The organism is Fervidobacterium pennivorans (assembly GCF_001644665.1).
Lineage (GTDB): Bacteria > Thermotogota > Thermotogae > Thermotogales > Fervidobacteriaceae > Fervidobacterium > Fervidobacterium ngatamarikiense.
The window spans coordinates 936,677-958,594 of record NZ_CP011393.1 but is presented as its reverse complement, the minus strand read 5'-3'; the positions used below and the strand labels follow the sequence as shown (position 1 = coordinate 958,594).

Here is a 21,918-nt window from a genome sequence, read left to right as displayed (position 1 = left end):
AAAACATTATTTATCGAATTAAAATAGCGGGGTGCACCCGCTTTATTTTTTTCTTTTTATGTGTTATAATATTTTCGGATGTACGGAGGTGATTTACATGTTCGATAGGTTTTCTGAAAGGTCTGCGAAGGTTTTTGTTATGGCTCAAGAGGAAGCGAAAGACCTCGGTCACTCATACGTGGGAACTGAGCATTTGTTGCTTGCAATACTGAAGTTGAATGATAAACCTCTTTCAAACATTTTAGAGAGGTATGGCTTGACGTATGCACGTGTCAAAAACGAGGTCATTTCGATAGTTGGTTTGGGTATGCGGGGATTCATAATGTCTCCGCAAATGACCCCACGAGCGAGGAAGGTTACTGAAATAGCCTTTGAAGAAGCACGTATGATGGGGAGCGACAAAATTGACCCAGAACATTTGCTTTTGGGTATACTACGTGAAGGTGAAGGGATTGCGATTCATATTTTGAAAAAACTCAACGTGAATATTCAAGCGTTACGCAAGGAGATAACAGAAAATGTCTCAGATGAGGATTTCTTTGAAGAAGGTCAAGCGTTTCCTCCGTCTTACGAAGAACCAACAACTTCTCCAGCTGTTCGCCAACTCGAAGGTTTTGGTGTTGATTTGACAGCACAAGCACAACGCGGGGAACTTGATCCAGTGATTGGACGAGAGAATGAAATCGAAAGGCTTATGCAAATTCTCGTTAGGAGAAAGAAGAACAATCCTGTGCTTATTGGAGAGCCGGGTGTAGGTAAAAGTGCAATAGTTGAAGGATTGGCGCAAAGGATAGTGTCCGGTGAGGTGCCGGAACCGTTGAAGGGCAAGACTATATTCTCTCTCGACGTGGCTGCACTCGTTGCCGGTACGAAATACCGCGGTGAATTTGAAAAGAGGATGAAGAAGTTACTTCAAGTCGTTAAAGGGAACAAAGATATAATTCTTTTCATAGATGAGCTCCATATGATAGTAGGGGCAGGCTCTGCCGAGGGTGCTGTTGATGCGGCGAATATTCTTAAACCAGCCTTGGCACGTGGAGAACTCCACTGTATTGGGGCAACGACACCCGACGAATACAGAAAATACATAGAAAAGGATGCAGCTCTTGAAAGAAGGTTTCAGAAAATATACGTTCAAGAACCAAGTCCACAAATGGCGTTGGAGATATTGAAAGGTTTGAAATCAAAATACGAAAGCCATCATAAAGTAAAATACACAGATAAAGCACTCGAGGCAGCAGTATATTTGTCCCAAAGATATATCACAGACCACTTTTTACCGGATAAAGCTATTGATGTTATTGACGAGGCAGGAGCCAGAAGCAGGCTGAAATTATTCGTTATGCCAAGCCACCTTCAACTTTTAAAACTCCAGATAGAGTCTGTTAAGAACGAGAAAGAAGAAGCGGTAGCCGCTCAGGATTACGAAAAGGCAGCGGAGCTGAAAGAGAAAGAACAGCAGCTCAAGGAGCAATTCAACGAAGCCTACAGCAACTGGCGTAAACAAGTTGAATCTACAATCGTTACAGTTGATGTTCCTGAGATAGAAGAAGTTGTGGCAGGTTGGACTGGAATTCCTCTCAAAAAACTTGAAGAGACTGAGAGGGAGAAGCTTCTCAATCTTGAGAATGCATTGCACGAAAGGGTTGTTGGCCAGGAAGAAGCAATCAGTGCAATTGCACGCGCTATTCGTAGGGCAAGAAGCGGTTTAAAAGACCCAAGAAGACCTGTTGGCGTTTTCCTGTTCCTCGGACCGACTGGTGTTGGTAAGACTGAGCTTGCTAAAGCACTTGCAGAATATCTGTTCGGCGATGAAAAAGCTTTGGTACGGTTCGACATGAGTGAGTATATGGAAAAATTCTCAGTCTCCAGGTTGATAGGTGCACCTCCAGGATACGTTGGGTATGAAGAAGGAGGAACACTAACAGAGAAGGTAAGGAGAAGACCGTTCTCGGTAATACTTTTTGACGAGATAGAAAAGGCTCATCCTGATGTGTTCAATATATTACTCCAGATAATGGATGATGGACGTTTGACAGATTCACAAGGTCACGTTGTTGATTTCAGAAATACGATTATAATCATGACGAGTAACATCGGAGGAACCGAAATAGTTACTTCCAAAAAGAACCTTGGATTTGTTGGTGAAGAAACCCATGAAAGAGAGTTCAAAGAAATGAAAGATAAAGTGCTCGAAGAAGTGAAAAAGGTATTCAAACCCGAGTTTATAAACAGGGTCGATGAGATTATCGTATTCCATAAACTTACAAAAGAACACATCGAACAGATTATCGAAATACTGCTCAAAGACATCAGAGCAAGGTTAAGCGAAAGACACATCACCTTAGTGCTTTCGCCAGAAGCAAAAGATTTCTTGGTTAGCGTTGGTTACGATGCGGTTTATGGTGCAAGACCATTGAAGAGAGCTATTCAAAAGTACATAGAGGACCCACTCTCTGAGGAGTTGCTGAGAGGTGAAGTTGAGGATAACGACGAAGTATATGTCGTTCGTGATGGTGATAAACTTGCTTTCATAAAAAACAAACAAAATCAAGTTGCAACGACTGTCAAGTCCGAATCGTAGAAAAGATAACTCTTTATGATTTTTGACAATCTAAAACTTCACAACCATTCAACACGCTAAATGTTAGAAGGTGACTTTAAAAGATGCCAAAAACAAAAACTATCTACGTATGTGATAAGTGCGGTTACGAGTCACCGAAATGGTTTGGACGTTGCCCAGTTTGCGGTGAATGGAACAGCGCAAAGGAATTTCAACTAAAGGATGCTTCAACGGAAGCAAAAAACATTAGGTCTCAAGATGCGGGGATGATGGAATCTCATCCTCGCTTTTTTGATTTGCATACAGCCCTTGAAAGATCTGAAGAAGAGAGAATCAAAACAAACATTCCAGCAGTTGACCAGCTGTTGAATGGCGGATTAGTCCGAGGACAAGTCGTATTGCTCGGTGGGGAACCAGGCGTTGGTAAGAGTACTTTGGCACTTCAAATATGCGATGCTACGGCTAAAAGTAACGAAAGGGAAGACCATGTTGTTTATTATATATCGGGTGAAGAGAGCGTTCAGCAAGTAGCAAGTCGCGCCAAGAGATTAGGAATTAAAAATCCAAGAATTTTAATTTCTTCCGAAACACAAATAGAAGATATCCTCAGCAACATAGACCCACAAAAAGCAAGACTAATTGTTATTGACTCGATACAGACACTCAGCAGCGTTGATATAGATTCCCCTGTCGGTGGCGTTGTCCAGATAAAAGCTGTTGTCGAAAAAGTTAGAATTTTTTCAAAGAAGTACAACATTCCTTCCTTGCTTATTGCACATGTTACTAAAGAAGGAGTTATAGCAGGACCAAAGCTCGTTGAACACGTTGTTGATACTGTGATATATTTCGAAGGTGAAAGAACAACTGATTACAGGATCCTAAGAGTTCAAAAGAATAGATACGGTCCCAGTGGTGAAATCTCCGTCTTCCAAATGACTCAAGAAGGATTAAAAAGCTTACCTGAGGATATATTGTTGAACTATTCAAACACTCCAGGAAACGTTTTTACCAGTGTCTTTGAGGGAAGTAGACCTTTGAATGTTCAGATTCAGGCACTTGTGTCCAGAGTAAAGATGGCTTCCGGAAGGAGAATCTCGCATGGTATAGATGTCAGAAAGGTCATAATAATATCTGCTGTCTTAGCAAAGCACCTGAACTTGCCTCTGGATTTTCACGATATATATATAAATGTTTCTGGAGGATTGAATATAACTGACCCCGGTTGTGAATTAGCAATCGCAGGTGCGATATTGTCGTCTTTTCTCGACTCTTACATAGGAAACGCGCTCATGGTAGGAGAAGTGGGTTTAGACGGTAGCATTCGACCGACAGTGAATGTTACAAAGCGTATTGAAAACGCGAAAAAACTACAGATAGAAAGAATAATCGTCCCAGCTAATGTTGATTACAACTCCATAAATTCAAAGTCGGACTTGAAAGTAGAGCATGTGAAAGATGTAAGAGACCTTTTTGAGCTTGTGATGTCAGAAAAGACGGATAAAATTTGAAATACAAAATCATAAGAGGGAGTGAAGAAGATGTCTGAAAAGCTAAAAGTTAAGATACTGATTGACAGCACGTCTGACTTTCCAAAGGAACTCATTAAACCATGGGATGTTGATATTGTCCCACTTTACGTTATCTGGCCCGATGGAACGACGGAAAAGGATGATACAAGGGATTTCAATGAGTTAAAAAAGTTCTATGAAAAGCTCAAAACTGCGCCAGAATTACCAAAAAGCTCACAACCAACTGTTGAAGACTGGAAGGCAAAATACGAAGAAGCGAAGAAAAACGGTTACGATGGGGTTTTGGTTATAACGATATCTTCGGCTATGTCTGGTACGTTTAACTCTGCGGTTCTGGCTTCCAAAGAGGTAGACATCCCAGTGAGGGTTGTTGATTCCAAAAGGGCATCTACGGCAATATCTCCGATGGTTAGGTATGCACGTGAATTATTCGACCTTGGTTTGGGACTTGAAGAGGTAGCTCAAGAGCTCGAAAAGAAAATAAAAGCCAAGGGTTTTGGTGCGTTCTTCTATGTCCAAGACTTCAACTTCCTTGTTAAAGGTGGAAGGGTCAGTAAATTCACGGGATTTGTGGGCTCGCTTTTGAAGATTAAAGTAGGTATTTACATAGATGACGAAGGCAACATGGTTCCATTCACAAAAGCAAGAGCAACAAAAGCAATACACGAAGAGTTAATCAAAAAAGCTCAGGAAGAGGGGTTCCCTGCCGGTAGTACCGTGGATTTATACATGGTAAGTTGTGACAACATGGAGGAGCTCAAAGAGATAGAAGAGGAGCTAAGAAAAATTTACAAAGTCAAGAATGTATACTACACACCTACCGGTAAGGTTATCTCTATGCATGTGGGACCCGGTCAGACTGGATTTGGTATAGAGAGATATTAAAATATTCTTGTATTGGCTTGTATTAACCTTTAGGGGGGAATGGAATGTCGGAGACTACATTCAACACACTTGAAGAGTTTAAAAAATTCAGAGAACGCATGAACAAAGAAATTTTAGACCGCGGGACGATAAATACAAAACGTTTCTGGAATCTTGATGGTGCAGTTTACCGTGAGGGTGCTATTGAGCCTAAGTATAAGGAACTCATGGGACTTGTCGCTTCGATGGTTCTTAGGTGCGATGATTGTATAACATACCACATGATACGATGTGCTGAACTTGGGGTAACGGACGAAGAGTTTTTTGAGACATTTGATATAGCACTCATCGTAGGTGGTTCAATTGTTATTCCACATTTGAGGAGAGCAGTAAATACACTATTGGAAATCCGGAGGCTCCAAGCAAATGGCGAGAGCATTTCTATTTGACGGAACAGGTCTACTTTACAGAGCTTTTTATGCCATAGACCAATCCTTATCGACCACAACCGGTATTCCAACCGGAGCACTTTATGGTTTGGCTCGAATGTTGCTAAAGTTTATAAAAGAACACATAACAGTAGGTGAAGACTACTGTGTTTTTGTTGTGGATGTAAAAGGTGGTAGTACATATAGAAGAGAACTTTACGAAAAATACAAAGCGCATCGCCCTGAAACTCCCGAACCGTTGCTTAGACAGATTAATCTTGTGGGCGAGCTAATAGAAGGTTTTGGAATCAAACTTGTTCGTATGCCAGGTTACGAAGCTGACGACGTGATAGCCACACTGGCTAAAAGATTTGAAAAAGAAAAAGGTTTGTTGGAAATCTCGGAAATAAACGTTGTAACAAGCGATAAAGACTTGCTCCAACTTGTGAACGAAAATATTTCAGTATGGCGTATAGAAAAAGGTGTAACCGATATCAGAAAATACACTGTAAGAGATGTTTACGAACGATACGGAGTCTACCCGCATCAGATAGTTGATTACCTTGCTTTAGTTGGTGATGCTTCAGATAACATCCCAGGAGTGCCTGGCATAGGTGAAAAGACAGCGGTGAAGATACTACAAGACTTTGGAAGCGTGGAAAATGCGCTAAAAAACCAGGACAAATTACCGGATAAGATTAGAGAAAAACTTTTGGGTTACTATGAGGACTATGAACTGAGCAGAAAACTCGTAGAACTGAATTATGAGATTGAGTTGCCAATCAATTTGAAGGAACTGAAATACCAAGGTTATGACTCGGCAAAGTTGTTGGAGGTTTTAAAAAAGTTTGAATTTGCGAGTATAATAAAAGAATTACAATTGAGCGCTTCACTTGAAAAAGCGGTTGAGTACAATGTCATCTCAAAAGAAAATGAACTCAAAGGATTGCTTGAAGAAATACTCAAAGCAAAGAAGGTAGCACTTGATTTAGAAACCAGTTCCCTTGACCCATTCACAGGTAAGATAGTAGGCATTTCCATAGCTATTGACGAGGGCAGGGCCTATTACATACCAGTGGCACATTTGGATGGACCAAACCTTCCACTCGATAAAGTCAAAGAGTTCTTAAAAGAAGTTGTCGGCGCAAGGAGATTCGGAGGTCATAATCTAAAATTTGATATCAAATTTTTGAAAAGAGCGGGCATAGAACCTGAATATCCCGCTTTCGACACTATGATAGAGGCTTATGTGCTGAACCCGAACGAAAAGAGGTTCAACCTCGATGAGATGGCTTTGAAGTTCCTTGGGTACAAGATGATGAGTTATGACGAGGTCATGCAGGGTGCACTGCCGCTTTTTGCTGGCGATTTCTCATATGTGCCTGTTGAACGTGCAGCGAGGTATTCTTGTGAAGATGCAGATATATCCTTGCGCATTCATAACAAGCTCTATCCTCTTATATACTCAAACGAAATGGTTGAACTCTATGAAAAAATCGAATTACCCCTTGTCTCTGTTTTGGCACAGATGGAACTCAATGGTGTGTTCTTTGACACGAAATATCTTTCTTCGTTGTCCTTGGAAATGGAGAAAAAGCTATCTTCACTTTCACAAAGGATATTTGAAATAGCAGGAGAGCCATTTAATCTGAACTCACCAAAGCAGGTTGGCTACATATTGTTTGAAAAATTGAAACTTCCTGCAATGAAATCAACAAATACTGGCGCTTATTCAACAGATGTGGAGGTTTTAGAAAACTTGGCGCCCGACTTTGAGATTGCTCGTCTGCTACTGGAATATCGAAAGATACAGAAACTGAAAAGTACGTACGTAGATGCTATACCAACGATGGTGAATAAACACACCGGTCGAGTCCACGCCTCTTTCAATCAGACTGGAACTGCAACTGGCAGGTTGAGCAGTTCAGACCCCAATTTACAGAATCTGCCAGGGAGAACGGACGAAGGAAAAGAAATTAGAACGGCTGTAAAACCACAAAAGGAAAATTGGTGGATTCTTGGAGCGGACTACTCACAGATTGAACTGAGAGTTTTGGCGCATATGAGCGAAGATGAGGAACTTATTAGAGCCTTCAGTGAAAACAGAGATATTCATTTAGAGACAGCAAAACGAATATTCGGTGTGAGCGACGAATTTGTCAACGAAAGTATGAGAAGAATCGGGAAGATGGTCAATTTTGCAATAGTTTACGGTGTGTCACCTTACGGTTTGTCAAGAAGGATAGGCTTAGACGTAAAAGAAACAAGAAGAATAATAGATGCTTACTTTAACACCTACAAGGGTGTTCAGAGCTACATAGCAACGATAAAAGAATTTGCGAGGAAAAACGGGTATGTTAAAACGATGTTTGGCAGACGAAGAGAAGTACCACAAATAAATGCAAAGGATCCAAACATCAGAGCTGAGGGCGAAAGGATTGCTATAAATACACCAATACAAGGTACCGCAGCAGATATAATGAAGATAGCTATGATAAAAATACACGAAAGAATGAAGAAAGAGAATTTAAAGAGCATGATGATACTTCAAATACACGATGAATTGGTATTTGAAGTACCTGATGATGAACTTGAGTTAATGAAAGAAATCGTCAAATCTGAGATGGAGAATGCCGTAAAACTGAGAGTTCCCTTGCTGGTTGATATTTACGTGGAAAAGTACATGTTGTGATGTTAGTATATCAAAATACTTCCCACAAACAACAAGACAGCTGCCAGTAACCTAACACCAATCCGTTCTCTGAGAAAAATCTTAGCAAAAAACATCGTCACAAAAACAGATAACATAGAAAGTGGTTCTGCTACGCTAACACCGAAATAATTGAAAGCCTTCAAGAGAGCAACGTATGAATAAGCGTTGCAAATACCACCTAAAATAAGATAAAGCCACTTTTGTTTGATTAAATTTGTGTAGTCTGAAATTCTACTTCCAGATGCAATCCCGTAAACCAAAATATAGGTACTTATCACAAGGTATATTCCCACCGAGTATCCAAGAGGCGAAAGACTTATTGTAAACTTCCTATCGATGATTCTACCAATTGCCATGAGTAGCGATGATACAATCATCGCCACTGCTCCTTTACTTTTGATGATATTTGCATAGGAAACGACTACATTCTCCCCTTTTTTTAAAAAACTCACACCGTAAATCATCAAAACAGCACCTATCAGCCTTTTTATACTAAACGTTTCACCTAAAAATATAGAAGCCAATATTACTAAAAATATAGCGTTTAAGTTATACAACGGTGCGATGACAGAGGCATCTTCGTGTCCTAAGGCATATGTGTAAAGTGAAAATGAGATTGAATAGATAGAACCACTCAAAAGTGACTTCATAAGTATTTCACAAGTAACTGTATTGAAGAATGGGAAGAATGAAAGGAAAGAGAAGAAAAAAAACCCCCACGCAGCCACGAAAGTAGGGGAACCCTTAGATATCTTATTCCCAGCTATGCGTTCGTAACCAAGTAGAATAATACGAACACTCATCCACAGCAAACCTGCCATTTGCGGAATTTGAAAAATAGCAACGCTCGTCACCTATTTGTTCCCCCTTGTTTCTGCTTATTTTTAGTTGTGCTATAATTATTTTAGTTGTGCTATAATCATTTTAGCATATATCTTCATAGAGTGAGCAAATTTAAAACAGTTCGGGGGTGCTAACTTGAGCAGACTAGAAAACAACGAAAAGGTCTCCTTATGGAAGCTCTTTTCAATTACAGCAAAAATAGGTGGTGTTACTATCGGCGGCGGCTATGCTATGGTCCCCATTATTCGCGAAGAATTTGCGATAAAACATAAGTTCTTGCGACCAGAAGAATTTGATTCGCTTTTGGTCATTGCACAATCTATGCCTGGACCAATCGCTGTCAACACTTCTACACTTGTAGGTTACAAGTTAAGAAAAATTCCAGGGGTAATTGCTGCTGTTGCGGGTGCTATTTTCTTCCCAACGATTATAATCCTTGCCGTTGCAATCGTGCTCGGGAGATTTTATAACTTCTTAAAGCCGTTTCTTAACGGTATGAAAATTCCTCTGCTTGCTATTATAGTTGTTAGCGTATTAAAACTTTGGAAGAGCAGCGTGAGAAGTTTAGAAGATTTGGTCGTGTTCATAGTTGCTTTCTCCACCGTTACTGTCTTGAAGTTCAATCCCGTGTACGTCATTTTACTGGCCATTTTATACGGGATTATCCGATTCTTTGTAAATAAAACCACAGAGGGGGACCTGGATTGATATACCTAAAGCTCTTCGTTGTCTTCACACAAATAGGTGCAATTAGTTTCGGTGGAGGTTACAGCATACTCAAAGCTATAATCCATTACGTGGTTGATACAAATAAATGGTTAACACTTGACCAATTTAACGAAATCGTGGCAATATCACAATCCACACCTGGACCAATAGGAATTAATGCTGCCACTTTTGTTGGTTACAAAGTTGGTGGAATTTTTGGTTCTATAATCGCTACGTTTTCGGTTATCTTGGTACCTATATTGTCGTCAATTACGCTTTACCTTTTCTACCTTAGGCATTCCGAAAACAAAGTTGTTCGAAGTATTATCTCCAAGCTGAAACCCGTAGTTCTTGGTATGATAGCTGCTGCTGGGTTAAGTTTCATTAGAACTTCACTCGGAACTCCGTTGGCAATTTTTGTAAACATTTTAGCAGTTGGTCTTTTAATTAAAACAAAAATCGATGCGGTCACAATTCTTGTATTATCTGGTATCCTAGGTTGCATACTTCTTAGATAAAATGTGTTAAAATATATGCAAATTGTAAAATACTTCAAGGGGGTGTGGTGTATGACATTTCGAGAAGGAACCGAGAACTTAACGCTTTACGATGATGGCCAGCACAAGTTCATCTTTCTCGCTTGGGAAGAGCAGGAAGAAGAAGGTATAGTTCAAACGAATCAATATCTGATAGTTGACGGAAATGAGGCAATGCTACTTGACCCGGGTGGTGCTCACGTCTTTCCAAGGGTGCTTGCTAATGTCTCTGAAGTAATAGAACCTAGCAAGATTAAGTATATCTTCTTTACACATCAAGACCCGGACGTTACCTCTGGAATCACGCTTTGGCTTTCCATAGCAGAAAATGCCAAGATTTATATCTCTGCACTTTGGACAAGGTTTCTCCCGCACTTTGGAATATACGACCAAAGAAGGGTGGTTGCACTTCCAGACAAAGGGGACAAATTGAGATTGCCATCCGGAACGGAACTTGAATTCATTCCTACACACTATTTGCACTCAACGGGTAATTTCACACTTTACGATCCAAGGGCAAAGATTTTGTTCTCAGGTGACTTGGGTGTTGCTGTTTTTCCAAAAGGGCAACGCTACGTTTTTGTTGAGAACTTTAACGAACACGTGAAACTCATGGAAGGGTTTCATAAAAGATACATAACTTCGAGCGTTGCTTTAAGAAAGTGGTTGAGTATCGTTGAGAGAAGAGAAATAGACATTGTTGCTCCACAGCATGGAGCAATTTTCAAAGGTGAAAATGTTAAGAAGTTGTTTGATTGGTTCAGAAACTTGAAATGCGGTATAGATATTATTGACGAGATATATGGCAGGTGATAGTATGCCAGAAATCAGTAAAGAAACTATAGAAAAGATGTCTTCCGCTTTTTTTGCTGAAAACTTGATGACCTCTTTTATGGCTCAACTCGATGAGGCTTTGATTTCGAGGGTGAAAAATGTCCAAGAGAATTTACGTGACTTGGAGAATGTATTTCGCAATATGCAGGTAAGGTTAAATAAATTGTCTGAGCAATTTGGGAAAGAGTCCCAAGAGATTGTCAGTGTTATTGAACAATCTCAAAATGTGAACAAAAACATAACTGAGGAACTTAAAAAATCTGGTGCGGATATATCAAAGATAAATGACATAGTCATAGGTTCTGTGAAAAATACAACCCAAACGCTTGAGATGTTCTCCAAAGTCGAAAATATGGTCTTGGAGATTACAAAGATAGCGAAACAGACAAACCTTTTGGCTTTGAACGCTTCGATAGAAGCTGCAAGGGCTGGTGAATTTGGAAAAGGGTTTGCAGTTGTTGCATCGGAAGTTCAAAAACTCGCTGGTGAGTCTAACAGAGTGGCGAAGGAGATAAACGATTTGGTAAAAGAACTTTCATCTTCCGTTTCCGAAGCACTGAATAGTATAAAGTTAGTAGGTGAAATCTTCCAGACTATTCAAAGGTCGCTTGAGCAACTCTTGGGGTTTATGAACCAAAATTCGGCGCTGCTTTCACATGTTTCAGAACTCTTGTCAGAAACGAAAACAGAACTCGAGTCCGAAAATAGCAATTTCAGTTCTGCTGTTGAGACAATGGAACAAGCAGCGGAAAAGTTTGAGACATTGTCAAGAGTAATATCGTCAATTGTAAAGGCGCAGACTAAACTTAAAGATTTGAGGTTATAAACAAAAACAAATCCTTAGGAGTGTATAGGGATGAATGAAATTCAAAGAAACATAATAATTTCCAAAAGTAGACTTGCAAAAGGGACTTACGAATTTTGGATAGACAACGAACTCATCGCAGGAAATGCTAAGCCCGGTCAGTTTGTGATAATCAGGACTTCAGAAAAGGGGGAAAGAATACCTATAACAATTGCTGACTCATATGGTAGTGCTTTTCGCATCGTAGTGAAAGCTGTAGGGAAATCTACAATTGAGCTCTGTATGAAGAATGAAAAAGAACAGCTTTTCGATGTTGTGGGACCTTTGGGTAAACCAAGTGAAATCAACTACTACGGAAAGGTTATAGTCATCGGTGGCGGTGTAGGTATAGCTGCTATACTTCCCATAGCGAAAGCTCTCAAAAATGCAGGTAATGTAGTTGTGGTAATCCTTGGTGCTAAAACATCTTCAGAATTGATTCTTAAAAACGAATTTGCTTTTGCGGACAAAGTTGTGGTTTGCACAGATGATGGAAGCGAAGGAATAAAAGGAACGGTTGTAGATGGGATGTTGAAAGAGTTTGAGATAGAAAAACCGAATATGATATGGTCTGTAGGACCTGCTGTAATGATGAAGGCAACAAGTAAAATAGCTTCTGAATATAACGTACCTATTTTGGTATCACTAAATGCAATTATGGTTGATGGAACAGGCATGTGTGGGGGATGTAGGGTGCTTTTAAGAAAAGAAGAAGAAGGAAGCGTAAAGGAAGAGATTAAATACGTTTGTGTTGATGGTCCTGAATTCGATGGAAGGTACGTTGATTGGGATAGCTTCATAAGAAGGTTACAACAATACAGGGAAGAGGAGAAAGAAGTATTGGAGAAGTTCTTGGAAAAAGTTGGTGATATCTCGTGGCTGTAAAAGACAGAATTCCTGTGCCTGAACTCGAGCCATCGGAGAGAAAGAAAAACTTCACGGAAGTTTCTCTTGGTTATACGTTTGAATTGGCACATCAGGAAGCGCAAAGATGTTTGCAATGTAAAGTTCCAACCTGTGTTTCAGGTTGTCCCGTTGGAATTGATATCCCTGGGTTTATAAGAGAGATAGTCAGAGGAAATTTGAAAAAATCGTATGAAATTCTCAAAAGTTATAACTACCTACCTGCTATCTGTGGTCGTGTGTGTCCTCAGGAAATTCAGTGTGAAGGTGCCTGCGTTCTGAACAAAATAGGTAAACCAATAAATATTGGAGCTTTGGAAAGGTTCGTAGCTGATTTTGCAAATCAAGAAGGCTTTGATGACGAGTTAGGCAAGGTTCGAGATTTCAAGAGTATCCTCGATATATTAAAAAATACCCCTACTAAAGTATCAGCCTTGAAGTCTAAGAAAGTTGCAGTCGTCGGGTCTGGTCCGGCGGGGCTGACCGTTGCATCAGAACTCGGGAAACTGGGTATTAAAGTGCACGTTTACGAAGCATTACACGAGTTCGGTGGTGTGCTTGTCTATGGAATACCTGAGTTCAGACTTCCTAAAGAGATAGTGAAACGCGAAGTAATTCAACTTGAAACGCTTGGTGTAGAGTTATTCAAAAACATTCCTGTTGGCTATGCAATACATCCGAAAGAACTGCTTGAAAGATACGATGCGGTTTTTGTTGGAGTTGGAGCTGGAACTCCGAAATTCATGGGTATTCCCGGAAGTGAGCTCAACGGTGTTTATTCTGCAAACGAGTTCCTCACGCGGGTGAATCTAATGAAAGCGTATAAATTTCCAGAATACGACACTCCTATAAAGGCTGGGAAAAGAGTAGTAGTTGTGGGTGGTGGGAATACCGCAATGGATGCAGCTAGAAGTGCTTTAAGACTTGGAGCACAGGTTACGGTGGTATACAGAAGAACCGAAACAGAAATGCCAGCAAGGCGTGCGGAAATACATCACGCAAAGGAAGAAGGAATCAAATTTTTGTTCTTGACTAATCCCGTTAAGTATATCGGAGATGAGAGTGGTAAATTGATAGGGGTAGAATGTATAAAGATGGAACTTGGAGAGCCAGATGATAGTGGTAGAAGAAAACCGGTCCCCGTGCCCAACAGCAATTTTGTTATAGAAGCTGATATTGCCATCGAAGCAATAGGAACCGAATCAAATAGATTTTTGCTTAGCCAGTTTCCTGACTTAAAGACAAATAAATACGGTTATATCATCACGAACGAATTCGGTCAAACAAGCATTCCAAAGGTATTTGCTGGTGGCGATATCGTCACCGGTTCTGCAACTGTTATCCTCGCTATGGGAGCAGGGAAAAAAGCCGCAGAGGGGATAGTTAAATTCTTTACAGAGTAAAATATAGTTACCACAAATTTTTACAGATAGTTAATTGCAGATAGGCAATGGGGATGAGGGGGTTATGCTTTACACTGAGCTTATCTTCGCAATGATTATCTTAATGCTACTTTTAACAATAATTTCTGGAACAATTCCTGCTCAAAGAGAAGCTTTACAAGAGGCTATAAGACAAGAGAGAGCTCAATTAATTGCCGAAAACATGTTCTGGCAAGAGATAGATAATGAGTATTTAAACAGTGTTCCATCAAAGAAGTTTAGTATAACTTACGATGTTGTAGTGGATGGAAAGAAATACAAAGTCACAATAAATGCTATAAAGTTCGAAAGACCGCAAAAATAGTAAAATATAAAAAATGTGGGGCAACTCGCCCCGCATAATGTTTTGCATCTTTCATGTCTGTCTAACAGATTCTCTTTCAACTATCTTTGTTGGAAGGATGATATTTCTTGGTAGCCTCGTTCTTTTATCTGTTATACGCTCAATTAAGAGTTGAGCAGCGGTTGTGCCCATTTCCCACCTGGGTTGCATAACTGTTGTGAGTCTTGGATTTGTGTAATTTGAAAATGGTGCATCGTCAAAACCTATCACCGATACTTGCTCTGGAACTTTTATCCCATGTTCTTTCAGTGCGTCCATCGCACCTATCGCTGCCCAGTCATTGACAGCAAATATCGCTGTGAAATTAAGACCGTGTTCTTGGAGATGGCGTACCACGCTTACCCATCCATGTTCTGAGTTGTAACCTCTGTGAACCCCGTAATATATTTCCACGTTGTCTTTGCCTACTTTATCTATGAACTTTCTTATCCCTTTTTCTCTGTCGAGTGCAGCTGGTGAGTTTTCTGGACCTGGGATAAAAAGTATTTTCCTGTGACCATGGTCGTAAAGGTATTTAATCGCGGCGTATCCTCCTCCAACGTTATCAACGTTTACTGTATCAAAGTTAATTTCATCAACAGCAAAATCAGTGACAACCATTGGTATACCACTTTTTTCAAAACGTTGTATAAGTTTACTGCCTCCGTAAAGTTCTCCAAGAATGACTCCATCCACTTTTCTTCGGAAGTACTGGTCCAAAACATGCTGTTCAGCATCAGGTTCGCCTTTGGGTAATGCTAACATCACGTCGAATCCTTTTGAATAAGCATATTCTTCAATGGCCATAACGATATCGCTGTAGTGGTAACCGCGTATATCTGGAATCAATATACCAATGGTTTTGAACAGTTCTCTGGATGTTGTTTTGAACGACATCATTGGTTTGTAATTTAACTTCTTCATCGCATTCAAGACTTTCTTCTTAGTCTCTTCAGAAACATTTTCGCTACCATTAATAACCCTCGAAACTGTTGCTATCGAAACATTTGCCATCCGTGCTACGTCTCTAATGTTAGCCATCCTAACCACCTCAGAAATCTATCGTTAATTACTCTTCACCACTTTCCATTTGGTAGACCCGCACATAATCCACATACATTCTTGCAGGGAATGGTGTCTCGTTTGTCGGATAACCGGGCCAATATCCACCAACTGCAAGGTTCAATATAATGAAAAAGTCGTTATCGAACACCCAAGCTTTTCCACGTGACTCTATCGCTGACTTTGTAACGATGTGGTAAACTGTGTTGTCAACATACCACACAATCTTTTCCTCGTCCCACATTATTCCAAAAACGTGGAAATCACTTGTAAAATCTGGTGTTGGTGGTTCCAATCTTATCCTTCCTTGAATACCGTTTGAACCAAAATAACCAGGCCCATGCAAAGTACCATACGCCGTCCATTTATCGTGTCCCAAGAATTCAACAATATCGATTTCTCCACAAGTTGGCCAACCAACATACCTGAAGTTGCTACCAAGCATCCAGAACGCTGGCCAAAGACCTTTTCCATAAGGGAATTTTATTCTTGCTTCTATCTTTCCGTACTGAACAGTAAACTTACCTTCCGTTTTCATACGGGTCGATGTGTAATTAAAAGTCTTGCTGCCATCTTTTACAGTTTCTTTTCTTGCCTCAATTACAAGCATTCCGTTTTCAATCCATGCATTTTTTCCGTCGGTATAATATTGCCACTCACCATTTCCCCAACCGTTGTTGTTACCGATATCGTACTTCCACTTAGTGATATCAATCTTTGTACCATCGAACTCATCTGACCAAACCAACTTCCATCTGGGATCTTTTATCATAACCTCATACTCCTTTAAGGATGCTAAACAACTTGTGGTTAGAATAGTTAAGAAAACAACGGACATTATAACTGGCAAATATTTGAGGAAATTAAGCTTTGAAGACAACATTTACCACCACCTTCCTTTTCACAGATTTACTCGTACAGGAAAATTATCTCTACGCTTTCAATTTTACCATCTCTGACAAACTTTGCATATGGTTCTTCGATAAGGTGGTTCTCAATTTCTACTTTCTCACCCGCTGTTGTCATTAGCTTTACTCTTTGTTTTGAGATATCGAATTTGAAGGTATCAAGCCTCTTTGGATTCACATAAGTTACCCTTACTTTTCCAAGGAAATTGAACGATACTTTTCCTTCTTCATCGAACAACCAACCGGGTAATATGGGTTCAAAAGACAAGAAGAGTTTTCCGTTGATGAACTTAAACGGCTTTTGTCCTGCTAACATTATTCTCCACATGCTTAAAAACTCCGCGCTTGCACCGCTCAACCTTGCAACAAAACCAGTTCCGTGGATTTTTTCGTCAGGATTAGCACTACTTGCTATGAATGAAGAATTCTCCAGAGGACTTCTTCCGTATACTTCAGGGTCCATAAAGGCAACAATTACATTCTTGAAATCCTCATAGAACTCTTCGTATAGGCCGTTCTTTATAAGTTCTAACATGTATTTGTATTCCATGTGTAGCCATATTGATTCATTTTCCAACCAACCGGGTGTGAATGCCTTGGCACGTCCAATTTCTATGCTCTGCTCCTTCAAAGGAGCGTTAACCTTGTACATGTTCAACTTTTTGTCATAGAGTTCTGATGACTTGACTTTTCTGTGGATTTGCTTGATAAATTCCTTGTTGTTTCCGTAAGCCTTAAATCCTCGAACCATCCCTTCCAAGAAATATGGCATCGACTTTTGCCTGAACTTATGCACTTTTACAAATTTTTGATTACCCTCTTCGCTGATAATTTCGTATTCTTCTACTTCGTAATAATAGTAAGTTGGCATCATTCCGTTGCTTTCGGCAATTGCTTTGTCAAGTGCGGACTTCAACTTTGCTTTGAACTTTTCAAGGATGTTTGCCAGTTCATTTGCCGTAATTTCAACTTCTTCACCCAAGAATCCAAACTTTACATCTTCACGGTAAGTTTCCCTGAGGTCGGACATCTTTTCCCAATATTTGAAATCTTTATCATCATCATTGCAAGCATTGTACCAATCGATGATTTCGGCTTCTTTGTTAATTAACGCCATAACTTCGACTGGCAAGTTAACTTTCCTGTGTTGGTATTCTTTCAATGTTTCTATAATGAAATTCATTAAACGCAGAAGCTCGTAGCTTTCTGCAACGGAAGAACCAAATAATCCAGGTAATCCGTTTAATGCATCGTACCAACCTGGCTTTCCTGCTTCCATCTCTATACCAACGCCCGCAGGGTCTGTCGTTGCAAATTTTATAGCTGCCAGATTGACGAGTTTCGTTATTAGCGTTGTTTTGTAGATTTCACCTTTTCCTTTATTTGTTCTCACGACATTTTTGAATTTATCCCTTGATTCTATGAGTCTTTTCTTTTCTTCATCAAGGTAGAGAGAATTGTACTGTCTTACCTTTCCATTGACGAAGACATATCTTTTCGACCTGGGAAGCACACACTCTGCATTATCGTAATATGTGTAGGATTTGTCATCAAAAAGAATTTCTTCTTTTGTTTCGGGGTAAATTGCCAAGTAACTTTCAATGAGATCCAAGTTGTAAGTCCAATGGTCGGTCCAAAAACCTTCGCCGTGAACTGCGTCTACTTCTTCTTCAAGGTACTCTGCAAGATTCCTCAAAAACTCCTCGAAGTCGTTTTTAAGAACTATACTTTGCTTTTCAATGAATGTTAACAATTTTCCTGGTGTTAGATTACCTGCGTTGAGGAAATTAAACAATTTTTCAACATTCTCCGGATTTTCAATTTCTGTTTTTAAGAACTCTTTTATACCTCCACATTCGGGTTTCAGTCTGTATCTGACACCGTTTATTACAAGTGGATTGTAACCATCCGGCTGTATCAAGTTGACAAAGAATCGGATGTTATAATTTCCTATCTCTGGGTGGAAGACAACGTCCTCTCTTCTGTTCTGATTCACATCTCTATAATTCGCGTTACCAGAAGAATAATACTCTGGCAATAACACGAAATAGTTGTAATCCCTTTCTAAATCACCATGTTTCCTCGAGTATATATGATAGACCAATCTATCTTTACCTTCACGCAGAACAACTGGATAGCCGCCCCTTAATATGTTGTCAAGGTAAGTTTGTTTCGTGTATTCATCAAATAAATCAGAAGAAGTCTTTGTCCATACATCATTAACAATCTCTTCGATTATTTTATTACCCTCTTTTCGTTTGTTTTCAAGGTATTCTTGGCTTGAGAATCTTTCTGCGTATTCGTTCAGCAAATTTATATCAGGTGTATGCCCAACAACTGTGTAAATATAAAATTCTTCGCCGGGTTGTAGTGTTACTTCGGTCGGAGAGAAAGCACAAGGCACCCTATTCGATGTGATTTGCTTCATTTTCCTTATATTTTCTAACCTTGAACCGATGAAAACATCTGGTTCGATATAGGAGGTGTTCATTCCAAAAACAACGTCAGGATCCACCAATGGCATTAAGAGTTCCTTTTTTCCTGACTGAATCTTGAACGAAACGTAGAAATTGCCCTCTTTGAATTCGGAAACAGCTGCTACATCTTCTGCCGTTGACCTGAGTTTAAATACTGGCATCTTGTTTTCCAAATTATATACTTCCATCCAAGCCTTTAACGTGTTACCCACATGCTTTAAACCGTAATCGTTGATTCCATAAGGAAGGAGTGCAGCAAGCCCATCGAGAATTTCAAAGTGTTTTACTTCGTTAGATATGTTTTGGAATTTAACAATTCTGATAAGTGCTCCTAACTTCTCCTGGGGCAGTATGAAGTAAAGTACATTTGTTTTAAGACCATATACATTATTTATTTCTTCTATCTCGACTTCATTCCTGGCAATATACATCCTTTGTACAACTTTATCGGAAACCACTTTTCCAAAAGGCTCAAAGAATGCATCCATAGACAAATCTTTAACAAACGTTCTGAAGCCGTGTGTGAATATAACTTGATAAGATCTAAAAGCTGGGTGGAATTCCATAATAGGGTTATCTTTATGAGCAATTCCAAAAGACGCGATTGCTTGAGCTCTGTTAACGTAAAACACCCACAGCGGTATCCCTTTCTTACCAGCTATGCCGGGCAGAAAGCTTGCAAATGGTTTTGAGTTATTGTAGTTTTCAACTACAAATCTCTTATTCTCGTCGAAGTAGTATCTTACCATTTCAAGACCTCCTTTTTTAAAATTGTGAACTTAGTCTAGTACATACTTACCTACCAATCTGATATCTCTTGACGATGCACCAACTCTTATTTCGTATTCCCCCTTTTCAACTATCCAGCAATGACCATTAAAACTTGCAAGGCTTGAGACGGGAACTCTAATTTCCATTTTCTGAGTTTCTCCTGGTTCAAGCAACTTCGTCTTTTCAAAACCCTTCAATTCTTGGTAAGGCTTGTCTATTTTTCCTCTTGGGGCCCTCACATAAATTTGTGCAACTTCTTTTCCAGCCATGTTACCTGTGTTTTTAATCTCGAAAGTTACAACAATATCCCCACCGTCTCTGTATAGCTTTAGATTAGAGTATTCGAATGTTGTATATGAAAGTCCGAATCCAAATTCGAAAGCAGGCTCTACTCTAAATGTATCGTAATACCTGTATCCGACGTAGATGTCCTCGTCGTAAACTACTACTTGCGGATTATCTTTTGGTTCACCCGGGAACGACCTCGATGGAACATCTTCGTATCTTTTTGGGAATGTTGTTGGAAGCTTTCCGGACGGATTCACTTTTCCACTTATCACATCCGCAAAGATTCTTCCTGCCTCCTGACCTGGTTGCCAAACCAATAGTATGGCATCACAAAGATTTTTCCAGCTTTCCACTTCGATAGGAGAACCTATATTTAGAACGACTACGAACTTCTTTCCCTGATTTCTGAACGTGGTTGAAAGTTTCGAAATTATACTAAGTTCATCATCCGTAAGATAGAAGTCACCCTTTTCGAGTTTTCTGTCAACACCCTCTCCTGATATTCTTGTGATGATGAATATCCCAACATCGTTTCTTGAAGCATATTTTTCAATATCTTCTTTGCTGAGGAAATCTTGAGGAAGCCTGGGTATGATATCTTCACCCCATTGACCCTTAGTTACAACATAATCCGTGGCTCTAAAATCCGAGACTTTTTTTCTGTAAAATTCTGCCAGTTCCATGTCAACTCTCAACCCTTTTTCAATCGCACCATCTAAGAAGTTTATGGTGTATCTTGGGTGGGTCTCCCCGCTACCTGTTCCACCTCGTATCGTTTCAATTTGCCCTGTTCCGAAGAGTGCAATTTTTGTATTTGGTGAGAGTGGCAAAACATTTTCATTCTTTAGCAAAACAACACCCTCACATCCGGCTTCGTATGAAACTTTCGCATGTTCATCGAGGTTTGGTTTGTTTGAATACTTGTATCCTTTGAATGAAGGGGTCTTAACAAGCACCTTTAAAATGGTTCTTACCCGCTCATTTAACATTTCATCGGTAATTTCTCCACGCTCGTAAGCTTCTTTAATTTCCTCGATTTCTGGTCTTCTATGTTTAAAAATTTGATACGTATTTCCTGGCATTAACAAATCGTTCCAAGATTTGATTTGCTCAGCTGCGTTATCACCTGCGAACCAATCAGTCATCACTAATCCATCAAATCCCCACTCGTCACGGAGCACATCTTTTAAAAGCCATTTGTTTTGGGATGTATATTTACCGTTTAGTTTATTGTAAGAGCTCATCACAGTCCACGGTTTTGCCTTTTTAATAGCTATTTCAAACGGTTTCAGGTATATCTCTCGCAAAGCACGATTGGAAACGATGGTGTCAACAGTCATCCTGTTTGTTTCTTGCTCGTTTACCACAAAATGTTTTAAACAGGCGCCAACACCTTGGGATTGAACGCCTTCAACAAAACTCGCAGCCATTTCGCCCGTTAATAGAGGGTCTTCAGAATAGTATTCAAAGTTTCTTCCGCACAGAGGATTTCTGTGGATGTTAATTGCCGGTGCTAAAAGTATATCTACACCGTACTCTTTAACTTCTTCTCCCATTGCTTCTCCAACTTTTCTAAGCAGATTTCTGTTCCAAGTGGAAGCAAGCATAGTCTCAACGGGAAATGCTGTTGCATGGTATTTATTCTCATCATTTTCACGTTCAGGGTCTATCCTTAAACCAGCCGGTCCGTCGGCAAGCACCATACCTGGGATACCGAGCCTTTCTATGGGTCTTGTTTCACCAGCCTCACCTTTAACCCTTGGAGCAGGATTATCAGGTAACCAAAGCACACCTGCACCAACCAAAAGGCTTATCTTTTCATCAATTGTCATTTCAGAAATTACCCTTTCAATATCGAACTCCACAATAATCATCTCCCTTCT

At 39.9% G+C, this 21,918-nt stretch carries 17 protein-coding genes; 12 read left to right on the top strand and 5 right to left on the bottom strand.

The features are described 5' to 3' along the window. The first annotated feature begins 97 nt into the window (after window positions 1–97). The 5 genes from JM64_RS04460 to polA all read left to right on the top strand — a co-directional run bounded on the left by JM64_RS04460 (window position 98) and on the right by polA (window position 8,076). Window positions 98–2,584 (top strand): ATP-dependent Clp protease ATP-binding subunit, encoded by a 2,487-nt coding sequence (locus tag JM64_RS04460; protein ID WP_064011658.1) that lies wholly within the window; start codon window positions 98–100, stop codon window positions 2,582–2,584. An 83-nt stretch (window positions 2,585–2,667) separates the two neighbouring features. Further along, a complete protein-coding gene (radA, locus tag JM64_RS04455) occupies window positions 2,668–4,071 on the top strand; it encodes a DNA repair protein RadA (protein ID WP_064011657.1) in 1,404 nt (467 codons plus the stop codon). 30 nt (window positions 4,072–4,101) lie between these two features. Next, entirely contained in the window at window positions 4,102–4,977 is an 876-nt protein-coding gene (locus tag JM64_RS04450) for a DegV family protein (protein ID WP_014451032.1), read from the top strand. A 44-nt stretch (window positions 4,978–5,021) separates the two neighbouring features. Next, a complete protein-coding gene (locus JM64_RS04445; protein ID WP_014451033.1) occupies window positions 5,022–5,405 on the top strand; it encodes a carboxymuconolactone decarboxylase family protein in 384 nt (127 codons plus the stop codon). Next, window positions 5,383–8,076: a DNA polymerase I gene (polA, locus tag JM64_RS04440; protein WP_064011656.1), complete on the top strand. Its 2,694-nt coding sequence runs from the start codon at window positions 5,383–5,385 to the stop codon at window positions 8,074–8,076. Before JM64_RS04445 ends, polA begins: the two co-directional genes overlap by 23 nt. 2 nt (window positions 8,077–8,078) lie before the next feature. On the opposite strand, the gene JM64_RS04435 is transcribed toward polA, so the two are convergent. Beyond that, window positions 8,079–8,951, bottom strand: a complete 873-nt coding sequence (locus tag JM64_RS04435; RefSeq protein WP_082868291.1) for a DMT family transporter — start codon at window positions 8,949–8,951, stop codon at window positions 8,079–8,081. A gap of 124 nt (window positions 8,952–9,075) precedes the next feature. Between JM64_RS04435 and JM64_RS04430 the strand changes: the two genes are divergently transcribed. From JM64_RS04430 to JM64_RS04400, 7 genes are all read left to right on the top strand, one after another. Beyond that, on the top strand, window positions 9,076–9,648 hold the full coding sequence (locus JM64_RS04430) for a chromate transporter (RefSeq protein ID WP_064011655.1): 573 nt from the start codon (window positions 9,076–9,078) through the stop codon (window positions 9,646–9,648). Beyond that, complete coding sequence (locus tag JM64_RS04425) at window positions 9,645–10,166, top strand: chromate transporter (protein ID WP_014451037.1); 522 nt, start codon at window positions 9,645–9,647, stop codon at window positions 10,164–10,166. The genes JM64_RS04430 and JM64_RS04425 overlap by 4 nt, the downstream gene beginning before the upstream one ends. 51 nt (window positions 10,167–10,217) lie before the next feature. Next, window positions 10,218–10,997 carry an oxygen-binding di-iron domain-containing protein gene (locus JM64_RS04420; RefSeq protein ID WP_064011654.1) on the top strand — a complete coding sequence of 260 codons (780 nt, stop codon included), beginning with the start codon at window positions 10,218–10,220 and terminating at the stop codon, window positions 10,995–10,997. A gap of 4 nt (window positions 10,998–11,001) precedes the next feature. Continuing rightward, window positions 11,002–11,844: a methyl-accepting chemotaxis protein gene (locus JM64_RS04415; protein WP_064011653.1), complete on the top strand. Its 843-nt coding sequence runs from the start codon at window positions 11,002–11,004 to the stop codon at window positions 11,842–11,844. Between the two features lie 30 nt (window positions 11,845–11,874). Further along, entirely contained in the window at window positions 11,875–12,747 is an 873-nt protein-coding gene (locus JM64_RS04410) for a sulfide/dihydroorotate dehydrogenase-like FAD/NAD-binding protein (protein ID WP_064011652.1), read from the top strand. Continuing rightward, complete coding sequence (gltA, locus tag JM64_RS04405) at window positions 12,738–14,168, top strand: NADPH-dependent glutamate synthase (protein ID WP_064011651.1); 1,431 nt, start codon at window positions 12,738–12,740, stop codon at window positions 14,166–14,168. The genes JM64_RS04410 and gltA overlap by 10 nt, the downstream gene beginning before the upstream one ends. Window positions 14,169–14,232: 64 nt before the next feature. Beyond that, a complete protein-coding gene (locus tag JM64_RS04400; RefSeq protein ID WP_064011650.1) occupies window positions 14,233–14,511 on the top strand; it encodes a hypothetical protein in 279 nt (92 codons plus the stop codon). 51 nt (window positions 14,512–14,562) lie between these two features. On the opposite strand, the gene JM64_RS04395 is transcribed toward JM64_RS04400, so the two are convergent. The 4 genes from JM64_RS04395 to JM64_RS04380 form a co-directional block, all read right to left on the bottom strand. Next, the gene (locus JM64_RS04395) at window positions 14,563–15,570 is read right to left on the bottom strand and encodes a LacI family DNA-binding transcriptional regulator (protein ID WP_064011649.1); all 1,008 of its coding nucleotides are present in this window, start codon (window positions 15,568–15,570) and stop codon (window positions 14,563–14,565) included. Between the two features lie 28 nt (window positions 15,571–15,598). After that, on the bottom strand, window positions 15,599–16,363 hold the full coding sequence (locus tag JM64_RS04390) for a glycoside hydrolase family 16 protein (protein WP_231882472.1): 765 nt from the start codon (window positions 16,361–16,363) through the stop codon (window positions 15,599–15,601). A gap of 137 nt (window positions 16,364–16,500) precedes the next feature. Beyond that, window positions 16,501–19,725: a hypothetical protein gene (locus JM64_RS04385; RefSeq protein WP_064011647.1), complete on the bottom strand. Its 3,225-nt coding sequence runs from the start codon at window positions 19,723–19,725 to the stop codon at window positions 16,501–16,503. Between the two features lie 30 nt (window positions 19,726–19,755). Then, window positions 19,756–21,909, bottom strand: coding sequence for a beta-glucosidase family protein (locus tag JM64_RS04380; RefSeq protein WP_064011646.1), 2,154 nt, complete (start codon window positions 21,907–21,909; stop codon window positions 19,756–19,758). Window positions 21,910–21,918 lie beyond the last annotated feature (9 nt).

Coding starts and splice junctions, on each gene's coding strand:
- JM64_RS04420 (WP_064011654.1), top strand. CDS start 10,218: ATGACATTTCGAGAAGGAACCGAGAACTTAACGCTTTACGATGATGGC.
- JM64_RS04415 (WP_064011653.1), top strand. CDS start 11,002: ATGCCAGAAATCAGTAAAGAAACTATAGAAAAGATGTCTTCCGCTTTT.
- JM64_RS04450 (WP_014451032.1), top strand. CDS start 4,102: ATGTCTGAAAAGCTAAAAGTTAAGATACTGATTGACAGCACGTCTGAC.
- polA (WP_064011656.1), top strand. CDS start 5,383: ATGGCGAGAGCATTTCTATTTGACGGAACAGGTCTACTTTACAGAGCT.
- JM64_RS04410 (WP_064011652.1), top strand. CDS start 11,875: ATGAATGAAATTCAAAGAAACATAATAATTTCCAAAAGTAGACTTGCA.
- JM64_RS04390 (WP_231882472.1), bottom strand. CDS start 16,363: ATGATAAAAGATCCCAGATGGAAGTTGGTTTGGTCAGATGAGTTCGAT.
- JM64_RS04400 (WP_064011650.1), top strand. CDS start 14,233: ATGCTTTACACTGAGCTTATCTTCGCAATGATTATCTTAATGCTACTT.
- JM64_RS04385 (WP_064011647.1), bottom strand. CDS start 19,725: ATGGTAAGATACTACTTCGACGAGAATAAGAGATTTGTAGTTGAAAAC.
- radA (WP_064011657.1), top strand. CDS start 2,668: ATGCCAAAAACAAAAACTATCTACGTATGTGATAAGTGCGGTTACGAG.
- JM64_RS04445 (WP_014451033.1), top strand. CDS start 5,022: ATGTCGGAGACTACATTCAACACACTTGAAGAGTTTAAAAAATTCAGA.
- JM64_RS04380 (WP_064011646.1), bottom strand. CDS start 21,909: ATGATTATTGTGGAGTTCGATATTGAAAGGGTAATTTCTGAAATGACA.
- JM64_RS04395 (WP_064011649.1), bottom strand. CDS start 15,570: ATGGCTAACATTAGAGACGTAGCACGGATGGCAAATGTTTCGATAGCA.
- JM64_RS04460 (WP_064011658.1), top strand. CDS start 98: ATGTTCGATAGGTTTTCTGAAAGGTCTGCGAAGGTTTTTGTTATGGCT.